Origin of the sequence: Pseudomonas sp. TWRC1-2, assembly GCF_049896685.1 — a bacterium.
Classification (GTDB): domain Bacteria; phylum Pseudomonadota; class Gammaproteobacteria; order Pseudomonadales; family Pseudomonadaceae; genus Aquipseudomonas.
The window spans coordinates 78,715-98,566 of sequence record NZ_JAFCUU010000013.1; the positions used below are offsets into that span (position 1 = coordinate 78,715).

The window sequence follows — 19,852 nt, forward strand, 5'->3', positions numbered from 1 at the left end:
ACGGATGTACTCCTATGCTGCTTCGCATTGTCGCCCGACTGCGCGCCATGGATCGTTGGCCCGTGCCAGCGCGGCCATCGGCGGCGGGCTGACGCTGTTGCCGCACATGTGCACCTGCTGGGTTTTGGTGAACGGCTTGCCGTCGGCACCGTAGCTGATGATGTAGTCGGCGGGGAAGCCTTGGGCCTTGTACAGCTCGGCCGGCTTCAGCATCCGCAGGCAGATATCGACGATTACGTAGGGCATGCCCTTGACCATCACCGTGACCATGGCCAGGCGGTCTTTGGTGGTGATTGTGGGCGCGGGCGCATTGCAAGCGCTGATGTTCTCCGTTCCGTAGTAGCTGATCAGGAACGCAGCGACCCGCAGGGCACCGGCTTCGTGCTCAGGCGATAACGTGAGCGAAACCAGCGAGCTCTTGCCACCGCCGCCAGCGGTGATGGTCGGCGCCGGCTCTTCCAGGCCCTGGCCAATGCTGCCGCCGAATGCTCGCTCCATGAATGCGCTGACCAACCCGTGGTGCTGGCCGCCGGCGCTGATGGTGTGCAGCGGATCATTTACGTCCCGTGCATCGCAGTTGCCGCGCAAGTGCACCAGGTTCGCGACTGCCAGTTGCTGCTGGCTGCCGGTATTGGTCACCGTGGTCATGGGTTCGTGCATGCCCTTGGCGTGCATGGTGTTGAATCCGCCGTTCGCCTGGATCATCACCGCCGTGCTGACGGACTGCCCGCCGCCGCTTGCAGTGACGGTGCCCACCGGCCCGCAGATGTCATTTACCCCGTGGGATCGGCGTTTGTTTGCGCCAGAACCTTCGCCGTGCCCGGCCTGGACGATGCAGGCTGATGCAACCGCGCGATGACTGCGGGTCATGAGCGTCCCCATTGGGTGGTCGGCCGATACGGGGTGACCGGCGTACACCGGCCCGCCGGCGCCTACCAGAATTGAGCTGGTCAGTGCGTGCTTAACGCCGCCAGCGACCACCGTGCCCAGTGGGTGGTCGAGGCCTGGCACTCGTGGCTCTTGCCCTGGGCGTTCGCCGTAACCTGACTGAATCAGCGTGGGGCTGACCACCGAGAAGGCGCCGCCCTTCGGGTAGGAGGTGACGGTGCGCAGCGGCTCGTCGGCAGACTGCACCGTTTCCCCTGATCAGTTGGCGATCGGCACAATGAACGGCGCCGCGCTATCGATGACGAACTTCTTCATGCCTTTGGCTACGCGGCGCAGGGTCGCCGGGGCCAGGTCCTTCTTGCGGCCGAAGATGCTTTTGCCCAGGTCGGTGAAGTCGATGCAGTCAGCTGCCGTTTTCCACTTCTGCTGGCCCTTGGCGGGGTTCTTGGCGTGGGTCGGCTCGGGCCACACGATTGGCTGGCCGTCGCACCGGGCGATCATGAACAGCCGCTCCCGGCTGGTCGGCGCGCCAAAGTCGCACGCCTTGATCACCTTCCACTCAACCACATAGCCCATGGCTTCCAGCAGCGCGACGAAGCGGCGCCAGGTGCGGCCGCGCTGCTTCGGGTCTGGAATCAGGAACTGCTGGCCCACCGGCACCACCTCACCAGGTGAGGCAACGTCGCCGCCGAGTTTCACCCCCCGGCCGGTGACCTTGTCGCGCTTGGCGATCAGCCGGCCCCACTGCAGGATCTGTTTCACGTTCTCCAGGCTGATCACCCGGGGCCGCTTCATGCCTGCCCACTTGAGGCCGATCCATGAAAGGTTGCGGATCTCGCGCTTGCGCGGCTGGCCGCCGGCTGCCTGGGAGTGGTGCGTGCAGTCGGGCGACATGTGGAACCAGCCGACGGCCTTGCCGCCACATTCGGTGTCCGGGTCACCCTCGAACACGTCGGTGGTGAAGTGCTGGGCGCCCGGGTGGTTCATGGTGTGCATGCTGATTGCTTGCGGGCTGTGGTTCTTCGCCACGTTCACCGTGCGGCCCAGGCCCATTTCCAAACCGGTACCGGCGCCGCCACCACCACAGAAGAAGTCGACAACGATCTCGTCGTCCTGAGGGTTGAAGCCTAGTCCATACTGGGTTTTGAAATCGAAGGCGTGTTTCTTGTGATGTGCGGACATAGAGGGACCTCTCAGGTATATTTACCGACGATTTATCAATGGTGTGGTATAGGGTTTAGTTATGGATATTTATCAAATAAATGAAAACTTAGTTCGTGCTGACTCATTCATCGCGCAGGGCGGATATAGCGCGTTACAACATGCATGTCTTGAGTTGCGATTGGCTATAGAGCGAATCGTCTACCGTAAGTTAGCTAAGTTAGGGGATAGCTTGCCCCCAGAAGTCTATAAAACTTGGCAGGCACCGAGGGCTATGAAGTTGTTGCTTGGATTTGAACCGAGAGCGGACAAACCTGCAAGGCTAGAAATATGCTTACATTCAGTTGATGGCAAGCCAAGTGGAGAATGGCTTGATTTGGGTGAGTATCGTATGCTTTCGGTAAAGTGGCTTAATAAAAACTATAATAAGCTTGGAAAGTTTCTCCATGAAACAAGCTTGGAGGAGGAGAGTGCTCCTTCAAAACTGAAGCCTGACGACTTGGTTTCTATCGCTGCCGAACTCAAGAGAGTCAATGATTCTGATATGGTTCTAGGTTTTAATCGAATTAGTGAGATTGATTGTGATTGTTGTAGCACCACGATATATGTGAGCGATTCGCAAATAAATGATCGCGCTGAGGTGTCTTGTTATAATGATTTGTGTGGGGCGGTTTTTATAGTGAGTCCGTTAGATGATGAGCTGTTCAAAACCGTGAGGAAATATCCGGGCAACGATTTTGCATGTAAGGACTGTAGCAGCAGAATTTCTTTAGATTCAGTAATTAAAGATGGATACATTAAATGTTGGAGCTGTAAGCAACGCTATCTCATAGGCTGGGGAAAAGTTCATGTTGCTTATGCTCCAGAAATTGACGGATCGAACCCCTGATTCCTTGCAGCTTTCATGGTCCTAAACTGGTGCCATAATTGGCTCTGTTGGGTAGTGGGAATTAGCTAAAATCCGCTAAGTCATGGTGTATTACTTGTACCGCAGTTCCGGCAGTCTTCCCGATAGCGCTGGGCGTCACTTATGAACCTGCCACAACCTTCGCAGTTGAACATCATCATTCGAGGCTTTTGCGGCTTCCCCAGCTTGATGCCGGTTCCTCGCAAGGCCTCCTTGATGTTCACGTCGTCGCGCTCAACCAAACGGCGGGCGAACTTGTCGATGTATGGTTTAGGCCACACAACGCCGCCGGTTTGCCCCAGCTTTCCGATCCAAGTAATGGTGTGCACTCTTGGCACCACCACGGCTTTTGACAGGTCGCTAGTGAACATGCCGTCATCACAGAGCCAAATCAGATTGTTGCCGTTCCAGCACTGCGGCTTTTGGATGTAAAATTCTGCTGCGTCAGGATGCTGGTCCAGCGCCTCGCCCAGCGTCACATATTGGCAGTCAACACCTAATCGCGCCCTTGCATCCACGTAGGCCTTGGGCCACGGTATGTCCGTGCCGCGGTGATCGCAGGCGCCGTCCCTGGTGAATACCTGGGCTTTAGCCAGGTCCGTCACATATCTAGAGCCGCCCACGCCCCAGAACGACAGGCCGTCGCCGACATAAGCATGGCTCCGGCTGTCCTGTAGATAAAACTGATCCATGGATCACCTCCAGTTAGGCGCCACCCTCCGGCTTCCGGTGGTGGCAATTTGGTTTTGGTTGGGGTATTGATAGTCGGCCCATGACGGGCATAAGGAGTTGAAAATGGAAATAACTTCTGTCAAACACACCATTAAGCTGAGCACTGACGAGATGTCGAGCTGCGCGTTTTGCAGTCAGAGCTTTGGTACATCCTTGGCCTGGGATATCAATCACCTAATTCAGGCTCACGGCGGCAAGCTCCTCCATGTCGGCACTCAATCACTGAATGTTGCAGACGAGCCAGCGTACTATTCCACAGTGGCATTGGTTGGCTTCGATGAGGCGCCTCCGGCGAGGGAGCCGTCGGTTCGTTTCACGACTCAGCTACCTCCCGGCGCTTAATCTCTTTAAGTTCCTCTCGCTGCTGCGCAATATCTAATTTCCGCGCCACGTTTTCACCAATCACGATTTCGTGGCGCGGATAATCAGGCCCCTGCACGCTTCAGTTGATCCGTGAGCTGCGTCGGCAGATTCCGCAGCGTCAGTGTCCCCCCAGCCTGGTCAAACTCGATCTTGTCGCCCAGCAGGTGGGCCTCGAAGCTGATCGACATACCCTCGGCCCGGCCAGTGAATCGCCGGAATTTGTTGAGCGTCTTCTTGTCCGGCGGCAGGGTCTCGGAAAGCCCGTAGTCCTTCTCCTTGATGAAGTCGTAGAAGTTCTTCGGTCGGTCTTCATCGATCAGACTAGACAGCTCGTCGAGGGTGATCGGTTCGCCCAGCTTGGCCTGGGCCATGGAGTAGCTGACCAGGGTGTTGGTCTTCTCGCGCGCCGACTCTTCTGGCAGATCTTCGCTTTCAACAAAGTCGCTGAACGCCTTCAGCAGCGTGCGGGTTTCGCTCGGGGCGTCGATCCCTTCCTGGCAGCCGATGAAGTCGCGGAAGTAATCGTTTAGCTTCCGGCCCTGTTTTCCCTTCAGGTACGAGATGTACTGCTTCGACTGGCGGTTGGTCTGCCATTCGCTGATGTTGATGCGTGCGGCCAGGCGGATGTGGTCCAGGTCCAGGCGCTTCACCGTCATCAGTGCGAGCTCTTCGGTCATCGTCACCGCCTCGGTTTCCTGCACCAGGGCGATGAATAGGTAATCGGTCATGCCTTGCTGGTAGTGGCAGAAGATAGCGTGCCCGCCGGTGGTGAGGTTCGACTCTTCCATAAGCTTGGTTAGGTGCTCGACGGCCGTGGCGCTGAACGCCAGGAAGTCAGTGACGCCGGCCAGGTACTTGCCGAGCCAGCCGCTGAACGGGAAAGCGCCTGACTCTTGGTGGAAGAAGCCCCATCCCTTGCCGGCGGTGGCGTTGTAGTTTTCGTTGAACTGCTGCATCAGATCGTCGCGGGCCTGGCTTTCAACCTGCTCAGTTGAGGCCAGATGCAGCACCGCCGGGTTGCCGTCGGGCTTCTTGTCGATTTTGTGAATTGCACTGTGGCGTACGGGCATTTGATGAACCTCGGGTAGGCGCCGCCCTCCGGGAACCGGATGCAGCAAAGTGAAAGGGCATTAATCGTCGTCGTCGGCGTTCATTTGGAGCGATACAGCGAAGCCTGCCTGGCGTAATTTGCGCGCCACGTTCTCGGATATGTCGATTTTGTGGCGCTTAATTTCCAGCAACGGAGCAGACTTTATGGGGCCAAGCGAGTGGGCATGCGCTATGAGCCGTTGAATCGTGCGTGAGTGCTTTGTCTCCCCCAGCTCAGCGGTGAGGCGGTCCAGCCTGTCGCGCATGCCCTGCCTGAAGTAGTGCCGGATGATCTCCGACGGGCCGGACACTTTCGGCGGCGCCGGCGGGAGGCCTTTGGGATTTGCATTTAAAACCAGCAACTGCACGGCTTCGCTGATTTCCTCAAGCCCGTGCCAGCTCATCAGTTCGCTGAGCATGGCCCGTGCGCCGCACTGAACTGTTTGCCGCATTTCCTGTTCGCCCAGTTCCTGGCGCTTCTCCGCGAGCCTGGCCGTCCTTTCTTTCTGATCTGTGGGGGCTACGCGGCGCATGGCTCGACCTTCACCTGGTTCCAGGCGCCGACCGCTTCGAAAATCCGCGCGGCGTGCTCCTCGTCCAGCGACAGTGTGTCGGGGATAGCGATCCAGCCTGAAGCCACCATCTGGCATTGGTTGGCCTCGTCGCGCAGTTGCTTGTAGCAATGCTCGATCACGTCTTCCAGGTGGTCGGAGAGGTAGACGCCATCGGGCGCCACCTCCACCGACTTGCTGTACCGGTCGCCGCGGGCGTCGATGCAGAGGGCGCTGAGGTAGATCGTCCATCGGTGGGGGATACCGCAGACGGCCTGGCCAATCTTCCCCGGCGCGATGTTCTTCAGTGACTTGTAATTGATCATGCCCTGGCGGCCGCTGGGGTCGATGTTGACCACTGCGACGTGATTGGATGCCAGCAGCGAGCGGCACGATCGGGCTATGCGTGCATGCAGGTTATGCGGTTTGCGCTTGCTCATAGTGCCACCGCGAGTTTGCGCAGCGCCTTACGTTCTGCCGCTGTGATAGACGGCTTGCGGCGCTTGAGGATGGTTTCGGGATCGATCTTGGTGGAGCGGGGCGGTGGCAGTGGTTTGCGTGGCGGGCTTGGCAACTGCGCGACTGTCCCGCCAGCGGCCAAGAACTCCGCCGTGCGCTCCGATATTGAGTAGGCGTCCTTGCGGTGCTGCTCAAACAGGTTGAGGTGGTTGCTGACGTACATGGCGACCTCACTTGATTCGGATCGAACTGTCGCCGCGCTCCAAGTGAGCCCAGGTAGGTTCGGGTAGAAGTTCGTGTTCAGCGTCTTCACCGGCTGCCATGCGCTTGCGCACCGCTTCGTTATGTTCGCGGATCTCCTTGAGCTTGGCGGCAATGGCTTTTTTGTCCGGAGCAATGCTCGACTTCACAGTGGTCAGTTCGTCCGGCACTGCATCTTCGTTATCCACGATCACCCGTTCGCTGCCCATGGCCAGTGTGATGGTGAAGAGCGGACGCTTGATCGACTTGATGTTGGCGGCTTCCATGTTGCGCCGCAGATAGTCGCTGATCTGCGACACACTGTTGGACTTGATCCGCTTGAGTTCGGCCAGGCGCTCGATTTCGTTTTCGATGGCCGTCACGTCGCTTTCGATATTGCGGCGCAACATAACGATGTTGTCGGCCTTGTCGTTGAAGTCGCCCTGGACTTCGTCCATCGCGTGCTGCAAAGCCTCTTTAAGGCCTTCATCATCGGTGTCGGCCATGGCTTGGAGTTCGGCGAGTTTGCCGGTGAGTGCGTACAGTTGAGTCATGCTGCTGCCTCCTTGCCTTTCTCAAGGCTGGCTTTGCGTTCTTCGAATGCGCGAGTGATGCGGGCGATGAAGGCTGGTTCATTGCGGCGAGTAGCTTCGCGGATGTATTTCACGTTCAAGGTTTTCAGTTCGTACGTAGTGAGGGCCTTCCCGATGGTCTCAACTGCTGAGGCGAGCCAGTCCACGCGCTCCTGCTTCTGCCGAAGAATTTCAGCGTCCTTGTCGTCGGCATTTGCGATCGCTTCCTCTTCTTTGAGTTGAGTGACGTACGCGTCGTCATCGAACAGCCCGAGGAACACATCGGCGCTGAACCCAAGCATCGAAAGCGATTTCTTGATGGCGTCGGTGAGCGATTTTTTTGGCGCTTCGCCGTCAGTGATCATGCCGTAGGTAGTTTTGTACTGGTACCGAGTGCAGCCGTATTGCTCGATCTCGCCACGCTGGCTGTCCTGCATGAACCAGAGCGCGATTTTGACTGTGTGACCAATCTCGCGACCTATGCATGCGCGCTTGTCGCCTTCTCCGATGAAGATTTCATGACCCTCATCGAAGCGCTCTTCGACAATCCTCCAGCCCCAGCCGATGCCGACCGGACCAAACAGCTCGGTGGCCTTCATGGCCATCGCGGTACCGCTCAAGCTGGTGATGTCCTGGCCGTTGACCTTGGCTTTCTTGGTGAACCTGGTGTCGGTCTTATCGACCTTGTTCCAGATATGCATGTTCTGTTCGGACATGATTGGTCTCCGCGCCGCCGGAGAGGGGCGCTGTAAGTGTTTAGGAGGTGATCCGATCAGCGAGAGCGCTGAGCAACATCAGGAGGGTGAAGACTGCGAGGGCAGAGAAGGAGCCGCGCCAGATGAGCAGACGCCGGGTGCGCTGGCGGGTGGTCACGGCCGAACCCTCACCGCAATTCGACCGCCCTTCATGGTCGCCGCCAGGCGCTTCGGCAAGGTGGCCACAGCACGCTCACGCGGCTGGCCGATCACTTCATTGAAGGGGAGGCCGAAGCCCAGCATGATCAGCTTTGACTCAACGTCTTCAAGCTGCTCATCAATCAGCGATTTAACCGGTGCGGTGGTCATGCGGCCTCCTTGCGCTGCCTGGTGATCTTCAGCAGGCGCTGGCAGTAGTGGTTGAATTCTTCGACGGTGATCGCGTCGCCGGTAAGCATGTTGGTGATCATCCGTGCCACGACGGCTTGGGAGCCGGGCTCGCAGCTTGGGTGTTCAAGCGCCTCCAGCGCTTCGTCGATCAAGATGTGCGGGCTCATACATCGGCATCCACGTCGTCTTCGCGCTCTTCCCTTTCCGCAGCTACTGCGTCTTCGGCATACGGCCTCAGCAGCGCTACAGCGATCTTCTCGACCGCTTCAATCGGCCGTTGCTGGCCCAGCAGGTCTGCGGCGTGAGACCGGGCATCGCTCTGGCTGCCGAGCATCGCCGACAGCAGCAGCCGGGCAAACGAATCACGCTGGTCCAGACCGTCGATTTGGCGCTGGTTCAGGTGGCCCTGCAGGACCGTGCAGAACCGATCGAACGTCACCACTTGGGGCTGGCCGTAGCGGCGCTTCCACTTGATGTCGACGCCGCACACTAGGCGCTCCGCCGAATGCTCAAGCCAGTCCGTCACCTCGTCGCTATCGCTGACCTCTGGAGGCAACTGAGCGTCGTAACGCTCCTGGCAAATATTCAATGCTGCGTTCATGGTCGCCTCCAAGGTGGCGGGTTGTTCACCTGTATTCGTCAACACTCATGCCTACCGCTGGTTGCCGATGGGCGCGGGGGAGGAGTGCTGACGTAATAGAGGTGGGGAAGGGGGCCGGTCTTTCACGGCTGCCGCGGCGCTGGCCGTTTAGCGAGTCGTACTGAAGGCTGGTAGCATCGACACTCCTTATCGGAGCAAGGAATTGCTATGCATCAGGTTGTTGAAAGGGCGTTAAACGTGATCGCAGCAGAGAGCAGCGAGCCCGAATACACTGAAGCGTTCAGCGCTGTCCGTGCAGTAGTGGTTGAGTTTGGGGAGGAGAATTTGGCTGATCGGCTTTTTGCCGATATCCCTGACTCGATATCGTTTCTGCAGGTCGCTAGGCTATTTGATTTTCTTGCTTGGCAGACGGATGACAACGGATCAGCGATGACTCGCACATCTGAGCGCTGGCTCGTTGAAGGCACAGATCTACGCAAGATTCAGATCGCTCTCAACCTCGAGGTATACCCGTTTCCCGACGAGCATGAGATGTACCGCGTGCTGTCTGATGTGGCTGAGTCCCTCCCTCAGATGGCTGATAGATGCCAGCAGCTAATCAGTTCTCGGCAAAATCGGTGGCACCTGCTCATACAGTCAATTCAGCGCACTCAGTCCGACGTACCATCCGCATCTGAGCCATTCGCCGTTCCGGCGCCCGGCGATCACGACGCAGCGAGTCGTCACTGATCATCGAGTGCATCGCGATCAGCGCCGCCAGAACAAAGCACAACGGCGTGATGATCTGGCGCTTCATGGCCTCAGCCACCAAAGCAGTACGCTTCGTCACGCCCAGCTTGAACATCGCATTGGTCAGGCGCTTTTTGACGGTGCCAGCTTCAATGCCTGCTTCCCGGGCGATCTCTTTCGAAGTAAATCCCTGGGCAATCCAAAGCAGAAACTGAAGCTCTCGCGGCGCAAGGCCACGTCCGAGGTGACCCTTCCATGAACCGTTGATGATTGTTGCTTCCATCGTGGTGACCCTCGGTTGGTTTCCCGTTAGTCCCTGCTGCCAAGGACTATCGGTGAAACCCCCGACCTCGCTACTGGCGTCAGGCCGGGGTTGTTGCGTTAGCGGTGTGGCCCGTTGCCCGCTGCTGATTGCAGGGCAGGCCGGTCGTCTTCGGTGTGGGCTTCGAGCTTCCTACTCACAGCGTCAAACAGCATCTGTTCGCCATGGATCACAGGTCCTTACAACATGCACGCTACAGCTCTGAATGCCCTGGCTGAGTGGGGCAGCGTGCATGAGGTCCGGCGTTCCCAGCCGAGGCTATCGGGACCGCTAATTCTGTTCAATTGAGTCTCCCTTCTACCGCTGGGATTCGCGGGGCGCATTGCTTGCCGGGTCATTCGCACGGTTCGAGCGTTTCGCTCTCGATCAGCCGTACAGGGTGTTCCTGTCGTGGGCGGGCTATCTGACCCGTCTGATCGCCGGTCGCCGGTAGAGGCAATGCGGTCTGTTGGTATTTCTGTATTGCGCTGACTGTTAAAGAGCGGCGCAGCTCTCGCTGCTCGCCGGCGGTGTGCGTTGCTGGCTTGAGTTGAATTTAAGCAAGCTGAAATTGAAGTGTCAAGCATGCTGAAATTAATAATTCAGAATGCTGAAATTCAAGTCGTTAAAAAACCCGCTCTTTGGCGGGCTCCTTTATGCGTCGCAGTACTCGCGCCAGCCGATTCGAACGGCGCCGTCACCCAAATGCTCGATTCTTATTCCGGCGGTTTCGCCGATGTCTTGGATGACTTGGCACCAGGCTTCAGGGCTTTCGTCGTCGCGCCTGGATACCTCGACCAACTGAATCCGCTGTACTCGAGGGGAGGCGATTATGCGTTGTAGGCGGTGGCCCACAAGCTCGTAGGAATTTCGCGGTTTCGGTATGGAGTAGGGGGCCTGGATCATGCTTCGCTCCTTGTTAGTACTGTATACATATACAGTATTGATACTGTCATGTATTGGCAAGAGGGCGGCACGAAGTTTCATGCATAAATGCATATTTTTAAGGGGGCATTTTTGACAGGCAAAAAAAAGCCCGCTTATGGGCGGGCCTAAAGGGAATTCTTCGGAGGAGTAGGGGGAGTTTGGCCCCGACCCTGTAAATGCCAGGTGAAAAGGATGTCGCAAAAGCAGAAAGCCTGCGCTGTGCTGGCTGCTGCTTTTGGTCCTTGTCGTTTGCAACACAAAGCTTACCAAGTCGCTACACGAAAAATATGACGTAACCCATTCTTCAGCTGTCATAAATCACGCGAATCAACTGTTCCTGAATAGAGAGCGTAGTTATGACTTTAAATCGATTGGTCAAGGTTGCAGCAGTTGTTGCTCTGCTGTCTTCTCTGTCGGGATGCTGGATTTTTATGCCGCCAGGAGGTGGTGGCGATGGTGGTCACGGTGGCCACGGTCAAGGTGGCGGGCCTGGCGGGGGCCCTGGCGGTGGTCCCGGTAGCGGACCGCGATAACGGACCTGGACTTGAATGCGTCGCGATGAGGAGAGGCGATCATAAAGATCGCCTCTTCGTGTGGTTTGATCTAATCATACTGAGCGCGGCTGGGGAGCGAGCATCTTGTAGCGGGTAGTGAATTAGAGATACAAGAAATCCTCCTGCGGCAACGTTTCACGCGATCAAATTTCAGACAGCAAAAAGCCCGCTCGATGGCGGGCGTCACGTGAATACTGTGAGCGGCTTCTACCCCGCCAAGTACAAATCTCCACGATGAGCGATATGCACCTTGTTGCCATCTGGATCACGCAGGTACGCACCGTAGTAACCGTCACCGTAGTGGGGACGTTGGCCAGGTTCACCTTCATCAGATCCGCCCGCAAGAAGCCCAGCTGCATAGGCGCTGTCTACCGCATTTGGAGAGGGTGCGGTGAAAGCCACCATGCTGCCATTCCCTGCTCCGGCTTCATTGCGGTCATAAGGGCTGTACACGTAAAAGCGAGGGAGAACGCTATCTGGCTTAATCCAGCATGCCGAAGGTGGTCCGCCATCAGGCGTCACAGGCCTGCGGCAGAGCCCCAGGGGGATCAGCACGGCGTCATAGAAGATCGAGGCCTTATCAAGATCGTTTGTCCCAACGGTTACGTGACTGAACATCCTGTATTCCTACTTACAAAGGCGAGACGTTATCGTGTCATTTTGAAGGTGGGCGTGTATAGCCGTTGTCGGGTAAGACGGGGAGGGCGAGTGTTGGCCCTCCAAATCGCAGACAAAGAAAAGCCCGCTCGATGGCGGGCTTTCTGTAATGCCAGGGGCGCCGATCCATCAGCGCAGCCAGTGTGCAATCACGCGGATCGCCAGCTCAGTGGTGGCACGACGAAGGGCTGAGACAAGAAGCCCGGCGCTGCGCTATATGTGCTCAATCAATTGATGGCAAAATAGCTCCTTGCTGAATCGAGCAACCCACATTCGGAGCGTATTATGTCAATGGAACTGGGAGGTAATGGTGGGACTGAAACCTCAGAGAACACAGTGTTTTTTAGTGATGAGAATACTGAGGTAAGCCTCCGTTTCGAATCTGATGACCAATCAATTTGGGCTACCAGTCAAAACATAGCCGACTTGTTTGGTGTGGACGTATCAAATGCTCGAAAGCACATTCGAAATATCTACTCCGATGATGAGCTAGAGAAAACGGCAACTAAGGCAAAATTTGCCTCAGTTCAAATTGAAGGTGGTCGCGAAGTTATCCGCCCCGATGTAGCACACTACAGCCTCGATATGATCCTCTCGGTCGGCTATCGGGTGAATGCCAAGAGGGCCGTAAAGTTTCGGCAGTGGGCGACTCAGACCCTCAAGGCATACATCGAATAAGGCTACGTAATCAACGAGAAGGCTCTCCGCGAGTCTCCCGAGAAGCTAAACAAGCTGGCCGCCGCGGTTCGAGCGCTTCGATCTGAAGAAAAGCAGGTTTATGCGAAGGTCCGAGAATGTTTCAGGATTTGCGCATCAGATTACGACCCACTCTCGAAGGAGGTCAGAAGCTTCTATGCCCTGCTGCAGGACAAGTTTCATCACGCAGTCACTGGCATGACGAGCTCAAAGCTGATCCTCGATCGCGCAAACCATAAGTCTCAGAATATGGGCATGCAAGCCATAAAAGGCACATCGCCAACGCTGGAAGAAGCAAAGACCGGCAAAAACTACCTGAATAACGAAGAGCTTTATCGGCTCCATTTGCTCTCTGAGCAGTTCATGCTATACGCCGAAAGCACCGCTCTCACTAAGCGCCCAATGACTATGGCCTCGCTGCATGGAAAGCTAGATGCTCTACTCATATTCAACGACTACCCCGTGTTCAGCGGGTACGAAGATTACATTAAGGAAGAGGCTGTGAGCCACGCTCGACAGGAGCTTGGGTTGTATAAAAAACGCCTAAAAATCGAGTCGCTTGGTTACGAGTATGACGAAGACGCTTTAGCGGCCGGCGAATATGACGAACTGCTGATTGACGCATAGTTTACATACCGGGCGTCAAGCTGGCGCCCTCACAAATCAGAGATGCACCACTTGCTCAGCCTTTCCCCCGCACAATCCTTCCCGCCTTCACCTCATCCGCACGCCATAGAAGTGGTTCAGCGCTATAAGCTCAACCACAGCCACGAAAACGCACAAAGCAATGAAATTAGGACTGAATACCCGCTTGCGATTCGATGATCCCCCGTCTGACCAGTTCGCACCAGTATAGATAGTGAGTACTGCAACGAGTGCGAGCAGAGCATAGGTCCAAGCCTTGCTCCAAAAGCTCTGCTCTCGCCAGGCAGTCATTGGCTCACCCAAGGCAACAGCATCAGGAAAACCACCCATACCCAGGGCACTTCATGGCTCTAAGGCGACGCGAAAGCGCTAGAGACTCTGTAAATTGAAAATACGAGGCGCCGAGCTTGGATCGCTGTGAGTACTGCAAAATATCCAAAGTCCGCTGGTAATCTGCGCTTTGCTTGAAGTTACGACACTGCTCAACCCGTTCAGCTTCCGTTACAGGCATCGGTACTGCGTCGATCTGTTTTTCGTACTCAGTTTTTTCTTTTGGCGTGCTGTAGCAGCCGGAGATGAAAAGCGAGGCGACTATTAGAGTCGCGATCCGAAAGGCATTCATTACCACATTCCCTTGTGTATACGAGCGCTAATCAGCTCGCGATATTTCGATTTAGCTTGCCGCTCGGGCATATCCCCCGGGCACACTTGCGGATCAGTAAAACTTCTGCAGCGCCTGCACAACCACGCCCACGATCCGGCAGTTCTCATCCACAGCTTCGATCGGGTAGCTCGGGTTCAGCGGTTTCAGGAACAACCGGCCGCCATCACTGACCAGCTTCTTGAACGTGGCCTCATTGCTGTCCGGCAGCTTGGCCACGACCAGCTTACCTGGTGCGACTTCCGCTTCGGTGTCCACCAGAATCAGCGTGCCTTCGGTAATGCTCTGGCCGGCCGGTGCCGTCATTGAGTCCCCTTTGACTGTCAGCCAGAAAGCTGGGCCTTTGGCGTCGTACTCCGAAAACTCGTAGGTGTCCGAGATTCCAGCCGGGTAGGGCTCCACTGCTTCCGCCCAGGCGCCGGCGGCAACCCAGCTCACAACCGGGTACCGGAATGATTTTGTTGGCTGGGCAGCTGGGGAAATGTTCGATTCAGAAGCCTCCCGCTCATCACCCTCGCCAATGGCCAGCCACTCAGCTCGGAAGCCGGTCGCTTTCGCCAGGGCGTAAAGGTTCTCCGGCCTGAGGCTTTTGCTCTCACCGGTAATCCATTGAGTGACGGCCGAATTAGCAACGCCGCAAAGCGATGCAATTTCCCCTTTCTTTTTACCGCTGACCTGTATGGCGCGGGCGATGCGTTCGTGTCTTTCCATGAACTCAATATTAAGTTAACTGAATTTAAGCATGCAGTAGGTATAAAACACCGTTGATGCCATAACTTAAGCATGCTTAAATTGCGACAGTCTCGAACGAGGATGCGCAATGAATACGCATGAAGTCGCCGAATTCTTCGGCAGCAAGACGAAGCTGGCACTTGCTTTGGGCATCCGTCCAAGCGCCGTGACCATGTGGGGGGAAACGATTCCCGAATCCCGGCAGTACCAGATCCAGGTTCTTTCCAAGGGAAAGTTCAAGGCGACAAAGAAAAACCAAGCCGCCTGACAGGCGAACCCTGCTGCCCATGTACCCAGTATCGGCCCAGACAGTCTGCGAAGTAAGAAACCTGAAGTCGCTGGAGTTTTATCCAGTGGCTTTTAAGAGAGGGGAAGCGGGGACCAGAGTGGGGAGTTGGTGCTTCGGCGCTGAATTACAGGCACAAAAAAGCCGACGGTCGAGGTCGGCTAATTCGATAACACTTTGTGAGTCCGATTATATGCAAAACCAGCCACATATCAATAGCACTACCAATCTCGCGCCACGTTTTCCGCAATCTGAAAACGTGGCGCGCAAAACTATGACCTCCCGCGAGATCGCCGAACTGGTCGAATCTCGCCACGACAGCGTGAAACGCACCATCGAGCGACTGGTCGAACGGAAGGTTATTAGTTCTCCACCAATGGTGGAATACCTCGACGGCCTCGGCCGCCCAGCTGCCGAGTACCTGATCTGCAAGCGCGACAGCTTCGTTGTTGTCGCGCAACTCAGTCCAGAGTTCACCGCCGCCCTCGTTGACCGATGGCAGGAACTGGAAGGGCAGGTCGCGCAACCACAGCAGCTCTCCACCATCGAAATTCTGCAGATCGCCATGGAGTCTGAAAAGGCTCGCTTGATGCTCACCGCCCAGGTCGAGCAGCAGGCGACGAAGATCCACTCCTTGGAGAACTTGTTCAAAGAGGGCATGACCCACACCCAGTTCTGCAAGGGCCTCAATGGGGTCAACGTCATGCAGGTGGGCAAGTACCTGGAAGCGCGCAGCTGGCTCTACAACGAGAGCAAGTCCGGCCTACGTCACCGTGTTGGCTCCTATGCACGCGACAAGTACATGACCGAGCACCAGGTCGAAGTCACCCCGCACGGTAAAGACCCTTTCATCTCCTATACACCGGTTCTGCTGAAGAAGGGCGCCACACGCCTGTACGATCTGTACCTGGCTAGCGAGCTGCCCATGAAGAAGACCTGGGACGGCTTGTTCACGCACGAAAAAGCAATGCGAGGTGCTGCGTGAGCATGGGCCTTATGGTCGCCGCGATGAAACTTCGCGTCGGTAATCCACTGCGCAAGCTGGTGCTGATCAAGTTGGCCGACAACGCCAGCGACGTTGGTGAGTGCTGGCCGTCCTACCAGCACATCGCCGATCAGTGCGAGATCAGCAAGCGCTCTGTCATGAACCACATCACCGCTCTGTGTGAGGCGGGACTGTTGCGCAAGGAGATCCGGAAGGGAGGCCCAAAAGGGAATTCGTCGAACGTTTACTTCCTGACCCTCGAAGGGGGTGGTGCACCTCCTGCACCAGGGGTAGTGCAGCAGATTCACCCGGGTAGTGCAGCAGGTTCACCTCCTAGTGAATCTCCTGCACCAGGGGGTAGTGCAGCAGCTGCACCCAGAATCAGTAACTCTCTTGAACCAGTCATGGAACCGGTCAATGAACCAATTGCACCCCCGGCTCCCGCCGAGGTTGTTCCGGCTCATTCCCGCGGCTTGGTGCTGGTCGTTGATCGCACCGATACCCCACGGGTCGAGATCCCCGCCGACATGCCTGGCCCCAAAGACCAGACCTGCAAAACCTTCAAGGTCTGGGCGAATTACGCCATGGCGTACCGCAAGCGCTACAGCGCCTGGCCAGTGTGGAACGCCAAGGTCGGCGGCCAGCTCGGCCAACTGGTCGACCGCCTCGGCGCCGATGTCGCCCACCACGTTGCCGCCCACTTCCTGAAAACTAGCGATGCGGCCGTCCTGCGCAAGTGCCACAGCCTCAACGAGCTGCTGGCCAACGCCGAGAGCTATCACACCCAGTGGGTGACCGGGCAGCGTATCAACGGGACAACCGCCCGCCAGATGGAACGGACAGAGGCGAACCACTCCGCAGCGGAGCAGGCCGCCCAGATGGTAATGGCCAAACGCCAAGCAGGTGACCGCAATGAATACCTTTGAAATGAATGACCAGCAGGTTGCCGGGCTGGCCGCCGCCATCTGCGCCACCGCCGAGGCCATGGGCCAGGAAATGAACCCGGGCACTGCCGCGATGATGGCTGAAGACCTCTGTGCGTATCCGGTGCCTGTCGTGAAAGGCGCACTGAAGGCTTGCCGCTTCGAGGTGAAGGGCAAGCTGGCGATGGCCGACATCCTGCAGCGCGTCCAGTCCTCCGACGGGCGCCCGGGCAAGGACGAGGCCTGGGCCATCGCCATGACCACCAACGACGAATTTGAAACCGTGGTGCTGACCGATGAGATCCAGCTGGCCCTGGCAGCCGCGAAACCCATCTTGGATGGCGGCGACAAAATCGGCGCGCGCATGGCGTTCATTGACGCCTACCAGAGGTTCGTGAGCCAGGCTCGCGAAGATGCGAAGCCGGTCAACTGGCACGTATCCGTGGGCTTCGACGCCAACCGGCGTGTGCAGGCTGTGACCAAGGCGATGGAGCTGAAGCGCATCCCGCGCGAACGCGCCCAGAAGTACCTGGCAGACCTGAGCGTTGAGCCGATCACCGAAGATGGCCGGGCCATTGCCGGATTGCTCACTGGCAACGTCACCCGGCCGGAGCCCGCCCTTCGCGCAAAGCTCGAGATCGTTAAGAGCTCGATGCTGGAAATGCGCAAAGCCAGCGCACAGCAGATGGACGAAATACGGATTGCAGCTGCCAACGAGTTGGCGGATCGCCGCGCGCTGCTGATCAAGCAGGCCCAGGAATTAGAGTCACGAGCATGACCATCGACAAGCAACAACTTCATAAACTGCTCTGGGCCGAAGCCGCGTCATTCCGGGCCGACTGCGCCGACTGGAAGCGCAACACCGAGGCGCTGGATGAGTTCCTGGGTGAGAAGACCGTGGAAGAGGTGGCGCTGGAGCTGCTGGCAGAGAACGAGTTGGCCCGCATGCGTATCAAGGAGTTGGATCTGCTGTTTGGTCGCTACCTCCTCGCCATGCGCTCGGCCCTCATCGAGGAAGAGCATGGCAAGGGCCCGGCCGCCGCAATGGCGTGGATCTACAACTCGCTGGCCGGCCCGGGCGAGCTACCTCCAGAGGGTGAGACCGACAGCCAGGCCTACTTCGACCGCGAGATCGTCGCAGTGGATAACGGAATGCAGGAGGTAATGGCGTTCCACGAAGGTCGACGCGCCGTCATGGGCAAGGGAGAGCCGTCATGAGCTACTTCCTTGCAGGGCTGTTCTTCGCCGCCGTGCCAGCACTGGCGGTTGGCCTGGTAATAGCGTTCTTTTCTGGGCCTTTGGGTGTGGTGGTGGTACTTGGCGTATTTGGTTTTGGTCTGGATCTTTGCTTCCGCGGTAGTGGTAGGGAGGAGCGGCCATGACCAAGCCAGCCAAGCCACGCCCAATGCCTGTGTACCTGGTGCTGCGCCGCCTGGTCGATCCGGCTACTGGCAAGGAGGTGGCAGCGTTCGTGCCGTCCTCCGACGCTGACCGGTCGATACTCCGCGAGCGCGATTTTCGGATAAACACGAAGATTCGTGCCGACCTCAAGCAGCCACGCAACCCACGGTTCAATGGTTTGGTCCACGGCCTGGGCCGGGTGCTGAGCCAGAACATCGACCGGTTCTCTGGCAAGCAGTCCCACGCCGCCATTAAGGCCTTGCAACTGGAGTCGGGTGTGTACTGCGACGAGGAAGCGTTCGACATCCCTGGGCTGGGCCAGCTCACCCGCAAGACACCCCGCAGCCTTTCCTATGACTCGATGGGAGAGGAGACATTCCAAGATTTTTGGCGCCAGTGCTGCGCGTACCTGGTGCTGCATGACTGGCCAACACTCACGGAAGAGCGACTGACCGAAATGGCAGAGTTTGAAGCATTCAAGGAGGCGGCATGAAGCGTACCGAACTGAAGCGCACCACGCCGCTCAAGTCCGGCGGGATCCAGACCCGGGCGCGCCGCCAGAAGTGCTGCGCCGTATGCCGGGTCAAGTTCACCCCGGTTCGAGACTTCCAGGCGGTTTGTGGTGAAATTGCTTGTGCGCTGGCTCATGCGCCGGTCAATCAGGTCCGGGCACGAAAGGCGCTGGCCGACGTTGAGCGCAAGGACATCAAGGTCCGCAAGGAGAAGATGAAGAGTAGGGCGGACCACCTGCGCGAAGCCCAGGCCGCGGTGAACGAGTACGTGCGCCTGCGTGACGCGCACCTGCCATGCATCAGCTGCGACTCGACGCCCATTGACAACGATCTCATGACTGGCAGCCGCTGGGACGCTGGGCACTATAGATCCGTCGGCGCCTGCCCAGAGCTGCGCTTCGAGCCGTCGAACATCCACCGTCAGTGCGTGAAGTGCAACCGAAACCTTTCCGGCAACGCCGTGGAGTACCGCATCCGCCTTGTGCTGCGCATTGGTGCCGAGAAGGTCGCATGGATCGAAGGGCCTCATGAGGCGCGCAAGTACACCGTGGATGAGATCAAGGCCATCAAGGCCAAATACCGGGCAATGACCAGAGAGCTGAAAAAAGGGGAAGCCGCATGACCTATCGCAACGTCGTTTCAGCAGTAGTTCGAGCCCTCGCGGCTGAGACCATCACTTCCGCCGGCGGCTGCGACTTTGAACCGAAGGTGCAGTGCGCTAAGCAGAAGGGGGAGATCGTCGGCAAGGAGGCTGCGTTTCTTCAGGACTGCTGGGTGTTCGGGCGGCTACACAAGGCGTTGAGCCCGGCGCACTGGCGGGCACTTGTGGCTAAGTACTCGACGCACCAGGAACGAAAGCATGGCGCCATTTTGGAACTGCTGAACTCGGTGAAGACGCCGGCGCCGAAACGGTTCCGTGAGTGCGCTGTACTTACCTGGGCCATCCCGCAGGTGTCCGGTGCCGAGGGCAAGCGCTCCGCCGCGGTGCTACCCGCTGCCTGGTACAACATTACTAATTGGGACAATGATGGTAAGCCGGAATCGACACGCTACCGCTGGCGTTCGTCTATCCGTAAAGCGTTAGACGACCAGGTGAATGCTGCGCTGACCGCTGCTCAAGACCTGCTCGATGCGGAAGGATTAATTGAAACTGTTGCTGCATAGGATGGGGCGCACTATTGAGATGGCGGGGAGT

General features: G+C 57.5%; 25 protein-coding genes and 2 pseudogenes. 11 read left to right on the forward strand and 16 right to left on the reverse strand.

All coding sequences use genetic code 11. The features are described 5' to 3' along the window. Positions 1 to 12: 12 nt before the first annotated feature. A pseudogene (locus ACP7B3_RS27680) lies at positions 13 to 2,070 on the reverse strand (DNA cytosine methyltransferase). 61 nt (positions 2,071 to 2,131) lie between these two features. On the opposite strand from ACP7B3_RS27680, the gene ACP7B3_RS27685 reads away from it, so the two are divergent. Beyond that, on the forward strand, positions 2,132 to 2,938 hold the full coding sequence (locus ACP7B3_RS27685) for a hypothetical protein (protein WP_145163807.1): 807 nt from the start codon (positions 2,132 to 2,134) through the stop codon (positions 2,936 to 2,938). Between the two features lie 80 nt (positions 2,939 to 3,018). Here the strand turns inward: ACP7B3_RS27685 and ACP7B3_RS27690 are convergent, their stop codons facing one another. The 13 genes from ACP7B3_RS27690 to ACP7B3_RS27750 form a co-directional block, all read right to left on the reverse strand. Continuing rightward, positions 3,019 to 3,648 (reverse strand): hypothetical protein, encoded by a 630-nt coding sequence (locus ACP7B3_RS27690; RefSeq protein WP_426182427.1) that lies wholly within the window; start codon positions 3,646 to 3,648, stop codon positions 3,019 to 3,021. A 465-nt stretch (positions 3,649 to 4,113) separates the two neighbouring features. Beyond that, complete coding sequence (gene yejK / locus ACP7B3_RS27695) at positions 4,114 to 5,121, reverse strand: nucleoid-associated protein YejK (RefSeq protein ID WP_145163811.1); 1,008 nt, start codon at positions 5,119 to 5,121, stop codon at positions 4,114 to 4,116. 60 nt (positions 5,122 to 5,181) lie between these two features. Next, positions 5,182 to 5,673: a hypothetical protein gene (locus ACP7B3_RS27700; RefSeq protein WP_404483474.1), complete on the reverse strand. Its 492-nt coding sequence runs from the start codon at positions 5,671 to 5,673 to the stop codon at positions 5,182 to 5,184. Beyond that, positions 5,661 to 6,131: a hypothetical protein gene (locus ACP7B3_RS27705; protein ID WP_145163815.1), complete on the reverse strand. Its 471-nt coding sequence runs from the start codon at positions 6,129 to 6,131 to the stop codon at positions 5,661 to 5,663. Before ACP7B3_RS27705 ends, ACP7B3_RS27700 begins: the two co-directional genes overlap by 13 nt. Continuing rightward, entirely contained in the window at positions 6,128 to 6,373 is a 246-nt protein-coding gene (locus ACP7B3_RS27710; RefSeq protein ID WP_145163817.1) for a hypothetical protein, read from the reverse strand. Before ACP7B3_RS27710 ends, ACP7B3_RS27705 begins: the two co-directional genes overlap by 4 nt. Before the next feature lie 7 nt (positions 6,374 to 6,380). Then, positions 6,381 to 6,944 carry a siphovirus Gp157 family protein gene (locus ACP7B3_RS27715; RefSeq protein WP_145163819.1) on the reverse strand — a complete coding sequence of 188 codons (564 nt, stop codon included), beginning with the start codon at positions 6,942 to 6,944 and terminating at the stop codon, positions 6,381 to 6,383. Further along, positions 6,941 to 7,678 carry a hypothetical protein gene (locus tag ACP7B3_RS27720; RefSeq protein ID WP_145163820.1) on the reverse strand — a complete coding sequence of 246 codons (738 nt, stop codon included), beginning with the start codon at positions 7,676 to 7,678 and terminating at the stop codon, positions 6,941 to 6,943. The genes ACP7B3_RS27715 and ACP7B3_RS27720 overlap by 4 nt, the downstream gene beginning before the upstream one ends. A gap of 153 nt (positions 7,679 to 7,831) precedes the next feature. Continuing rightward, on the reverse strand, positions 7,832 to 8,026 hold the full coding sequence (locus ACP7B3_RS27725; RefSeq protein WP_145163822.1) for a hypothetical protein: 195 nt from the start codon (positions 8,024 to 8,026) through the stop codon (positions 7,832 to 7,834). Beyond that, positions 8,023 to 8,214 carry a hypothetical protein gene (locus ACP7B3_RS27730; RefSeq protein WP_145163824.1) on the reverse strand — a complete coding sequence of 64 codons (192 nt, stop codon included), beginning with the start codon at positions 8,212 to 8,214 and terminating at the stop codon, positions 8,023 to 8,025. Before ACP7B3_RS27730 ends, ACP7B3_RS27725 begins: the two co-directional genes overlap by 4 nt. Next, positions 8,211 to 8,648, reverse strand: coding sequence for a hypothetical protein (locus ACP7B3_RS27735; protein ID WP_145163826.1), 438 nt, complete (start codon positions 8,646 to 8,648; stop codon positions 8,211 to 8,213). Before ACP7B3_RS27735 ends, ACP7B3_RS27730 begins: the two co-directional genes overlap by 4 nt. Positions 8,649 to 9,276: 628 nt before the next feature. Then, on the reverse strand, positions 9,277 to 9,660 hold the full coding sequence (locus ACP7B3_RS27740) for a response regulator transcription factor (RefSeq protein ID WP_145163830.1): 384 nt from the start codon (positions 9,658 to 9,660) through the stop codon (positions 9,277 to 9,279). A gap of 672 nt (positions 9,661 to 10,332) precedes the next feature. Further along, entirely contained in the window at positions 10,333 to 10,584 is a 252-nt protein-coding gene (locus ACP7B3_RS27745) for a DUF1654 domain-containing protein (protein ID WP_145163832.1), read from the reverse strand. 782 nt (positions 10,585 to 11,366) lie between these two features. Further along, positions 11,367 to 11,777 carry a VOC family protein gene (locus ACP7B3_RS27750; protein ID WP_145163834.1) on the reverse strand — a complete coding sequence of 137 codons (411 nt, stop codon included), beginning with the start codon at positions 11,775 to 11,777 and terminating at the stop codon, positions 11,367 to 11,369. A 330-nt stretch (positions 11,778 to 12,107) separates the two neighbouring features. Here ACP7B3_RS27750 and rhuM point away from each other — a divergent pair. Next, positions 12,108 to 13,139, forward strand: a pseudogene (gene rhuM, locus ACP7B3_RS27755) (RhuM family protein). An 87-nt stretch (positions 13,140 to 13,226) separates the two neighbouring features. Here rhuM and ACP7B3_RS27760 read toward each other — a convergent pair. Both ACP7B3_RS27760 and ACP7B3_RS27765 read right to left on the reverse strand, forming a co-directional pair. Further along, positions 13,227 to 13,448 (reverse strand): hypothetical protein, encoded by a 222-nt coding sequence (locus tag ACP7B3_RS27760; protein ID WP_145164109.1) that lies wholly within the window; start codon positions 13,446 to 13,448, stop codon positions 13,227 to 13,229. 424 nt (positions 13,449 to 13,872) lie between these two features. Further along, complete coding sequence (locus ACP7B3_RS27765; protein ID WP_145163841.1) at positions 13,873 to 14,529, reverse strand: LexA family protein; 657 nt, start codon at positions 14,527 to 14,529, stop codon at positions 13,873 to 13,875. A 109-nt stretch (positions 14,530 to 14,638) separates the two neighbouring features. On the opposite strand from ACP7B3_RS27765, the gene ACP7B3_RS27770 reads away from it, so the two are divergent. The 9 genes from ACP7B3_RS27770 to ACP7B3_RS27810 all read left to right on the forward strand — a co-directional run bounded on the left by ACP7B3_RS27770 (position 14,639) and on the right by ACP7B3_RS27810 (position 19,821). Continuing rightward, on the forward strand, positions 14,639 to 14,818 hold the full coding sequence (locus tag ACP7B3_RS27770; RefSeq protein ID WP_145163843.1) for a Cro/CI family transcriptional regulator: 180 nt from the start codon (positions 14,639 to 14,641) through the stop codon (positions 14,816 to 14,818). A 211-nt stretch (positions 14,819 to 15,029) separates the two neighbouring features. Continuing rightward, positions 15,030 to 15,821 carry a Rha family transcriptional regulator gene (locus tag ACP7B3_RS27775; protein ID WP_256676496.1) on the forward strand — a complete coding sequence of 264 codons (792 nt, stop codon included), beginning with the start codon at positions 15,030 to 15,032 and terminating at the stop codon, positions 15,819 to 15,821. Further along, a complete protein-coding gene (locus tag ACP7B3_RS27780; protein WP_145163847.1) occupies positions 15,818 to 16,747 on the forward strand; it encodes a helix-turn-helix domain-containing protein in 930 nt (309 codons plus the stop codon). Before ACP7B3_RS27775 ends, ACP7B3_RS27780 begins: the two co-directional genes overlap by 4 nt. Further along, complete coding sequence (locus ACP7B3_RS27785) at positions 16,734 to 17,522, forward strand: hypothetical protein (RefSeq protein ID WP_145163849.1); 789 nt, start codon at positions 16,734 to 16,736, stop codon at positions 17,520 to 17,522. The genes ACP7B3_RS27780 and ACP7B3_RS27785 overlap by 14 nt, the downstream gene beginning before the upstream one ends. Next, positions 17,519 to 17,962 (forward strand): hypothetical protein, encoded by a 444-nt coding sequence (locus ACP7B3_RS27790; RefSeq protein WP_145163851.1) that lies wholly within the window; start codon positions 17,519 to 17,521, stop codon positions 17,960 to 17,962. Before ACP7B3_RS27785 ends, ACP7B3_RS27790 begins: the two co-directional genes overlap by 4 nt. After that, a complete protein-coding gene (locus ACP7B3_RS27795) occupies positions 17,959 to 18,126 on the forward strand; it encodes a hypothetical protein (RefSeq protein ID WP_426182440.1) in 168 nt (55 codons plus the stop codon). Before ACP7B3_RS27790 ends, ACP7B3_RS27795 begins: the two co-directional genes overlap by 4 nt. Beyond that, positions 18,123 to 18,638 (forward strand): hypothetical protein, encoded by a 516-nt coding sequence (locus ACP7B3_RS27800; protein ID WP_426182443.1) that lies wholly within the window; start codon positions 18,123 to 18,125, stop codon positions 18,636 to 18,638. Before ACP7B3_RS27795 ends, ACP7B3_RS27800 begins: the two co-directional genes overlap by 4 nt. Then, entirely contained in the window at positions 18,635 to 19,279 is a 645-nt protein-coding gene (locus tag ACP7B3_RS27805) for a recombination protein NinG (RefSeq protein WP_145163855.1), read from the forward strand. The genes ACP7B3_RS27800 and ACP7B3_RS27805 overlap by 4 nt, the downstream gene beginning before the upstream one ends. Beyond that, the gene (locus tag ACP7B3_RS27810; protein ID WP_145163857.1) at positions 19,276 to 19,821 is read left to right on the forward strand and encodes a hypothetical protein; all 546 of its coding nucleotides are present in this window, start codon (positions 19,276 to 19,278) and stop codon (positions 19,819 to 19,821) included. The genes ACP7B3_RS27805 and ACP7B3_RS27810 overlap by 4 nt, the downstream gene beginning before the upstream one ends. Positions 19,822 to 19,852 lie beyond the last annotated feature (31 nt).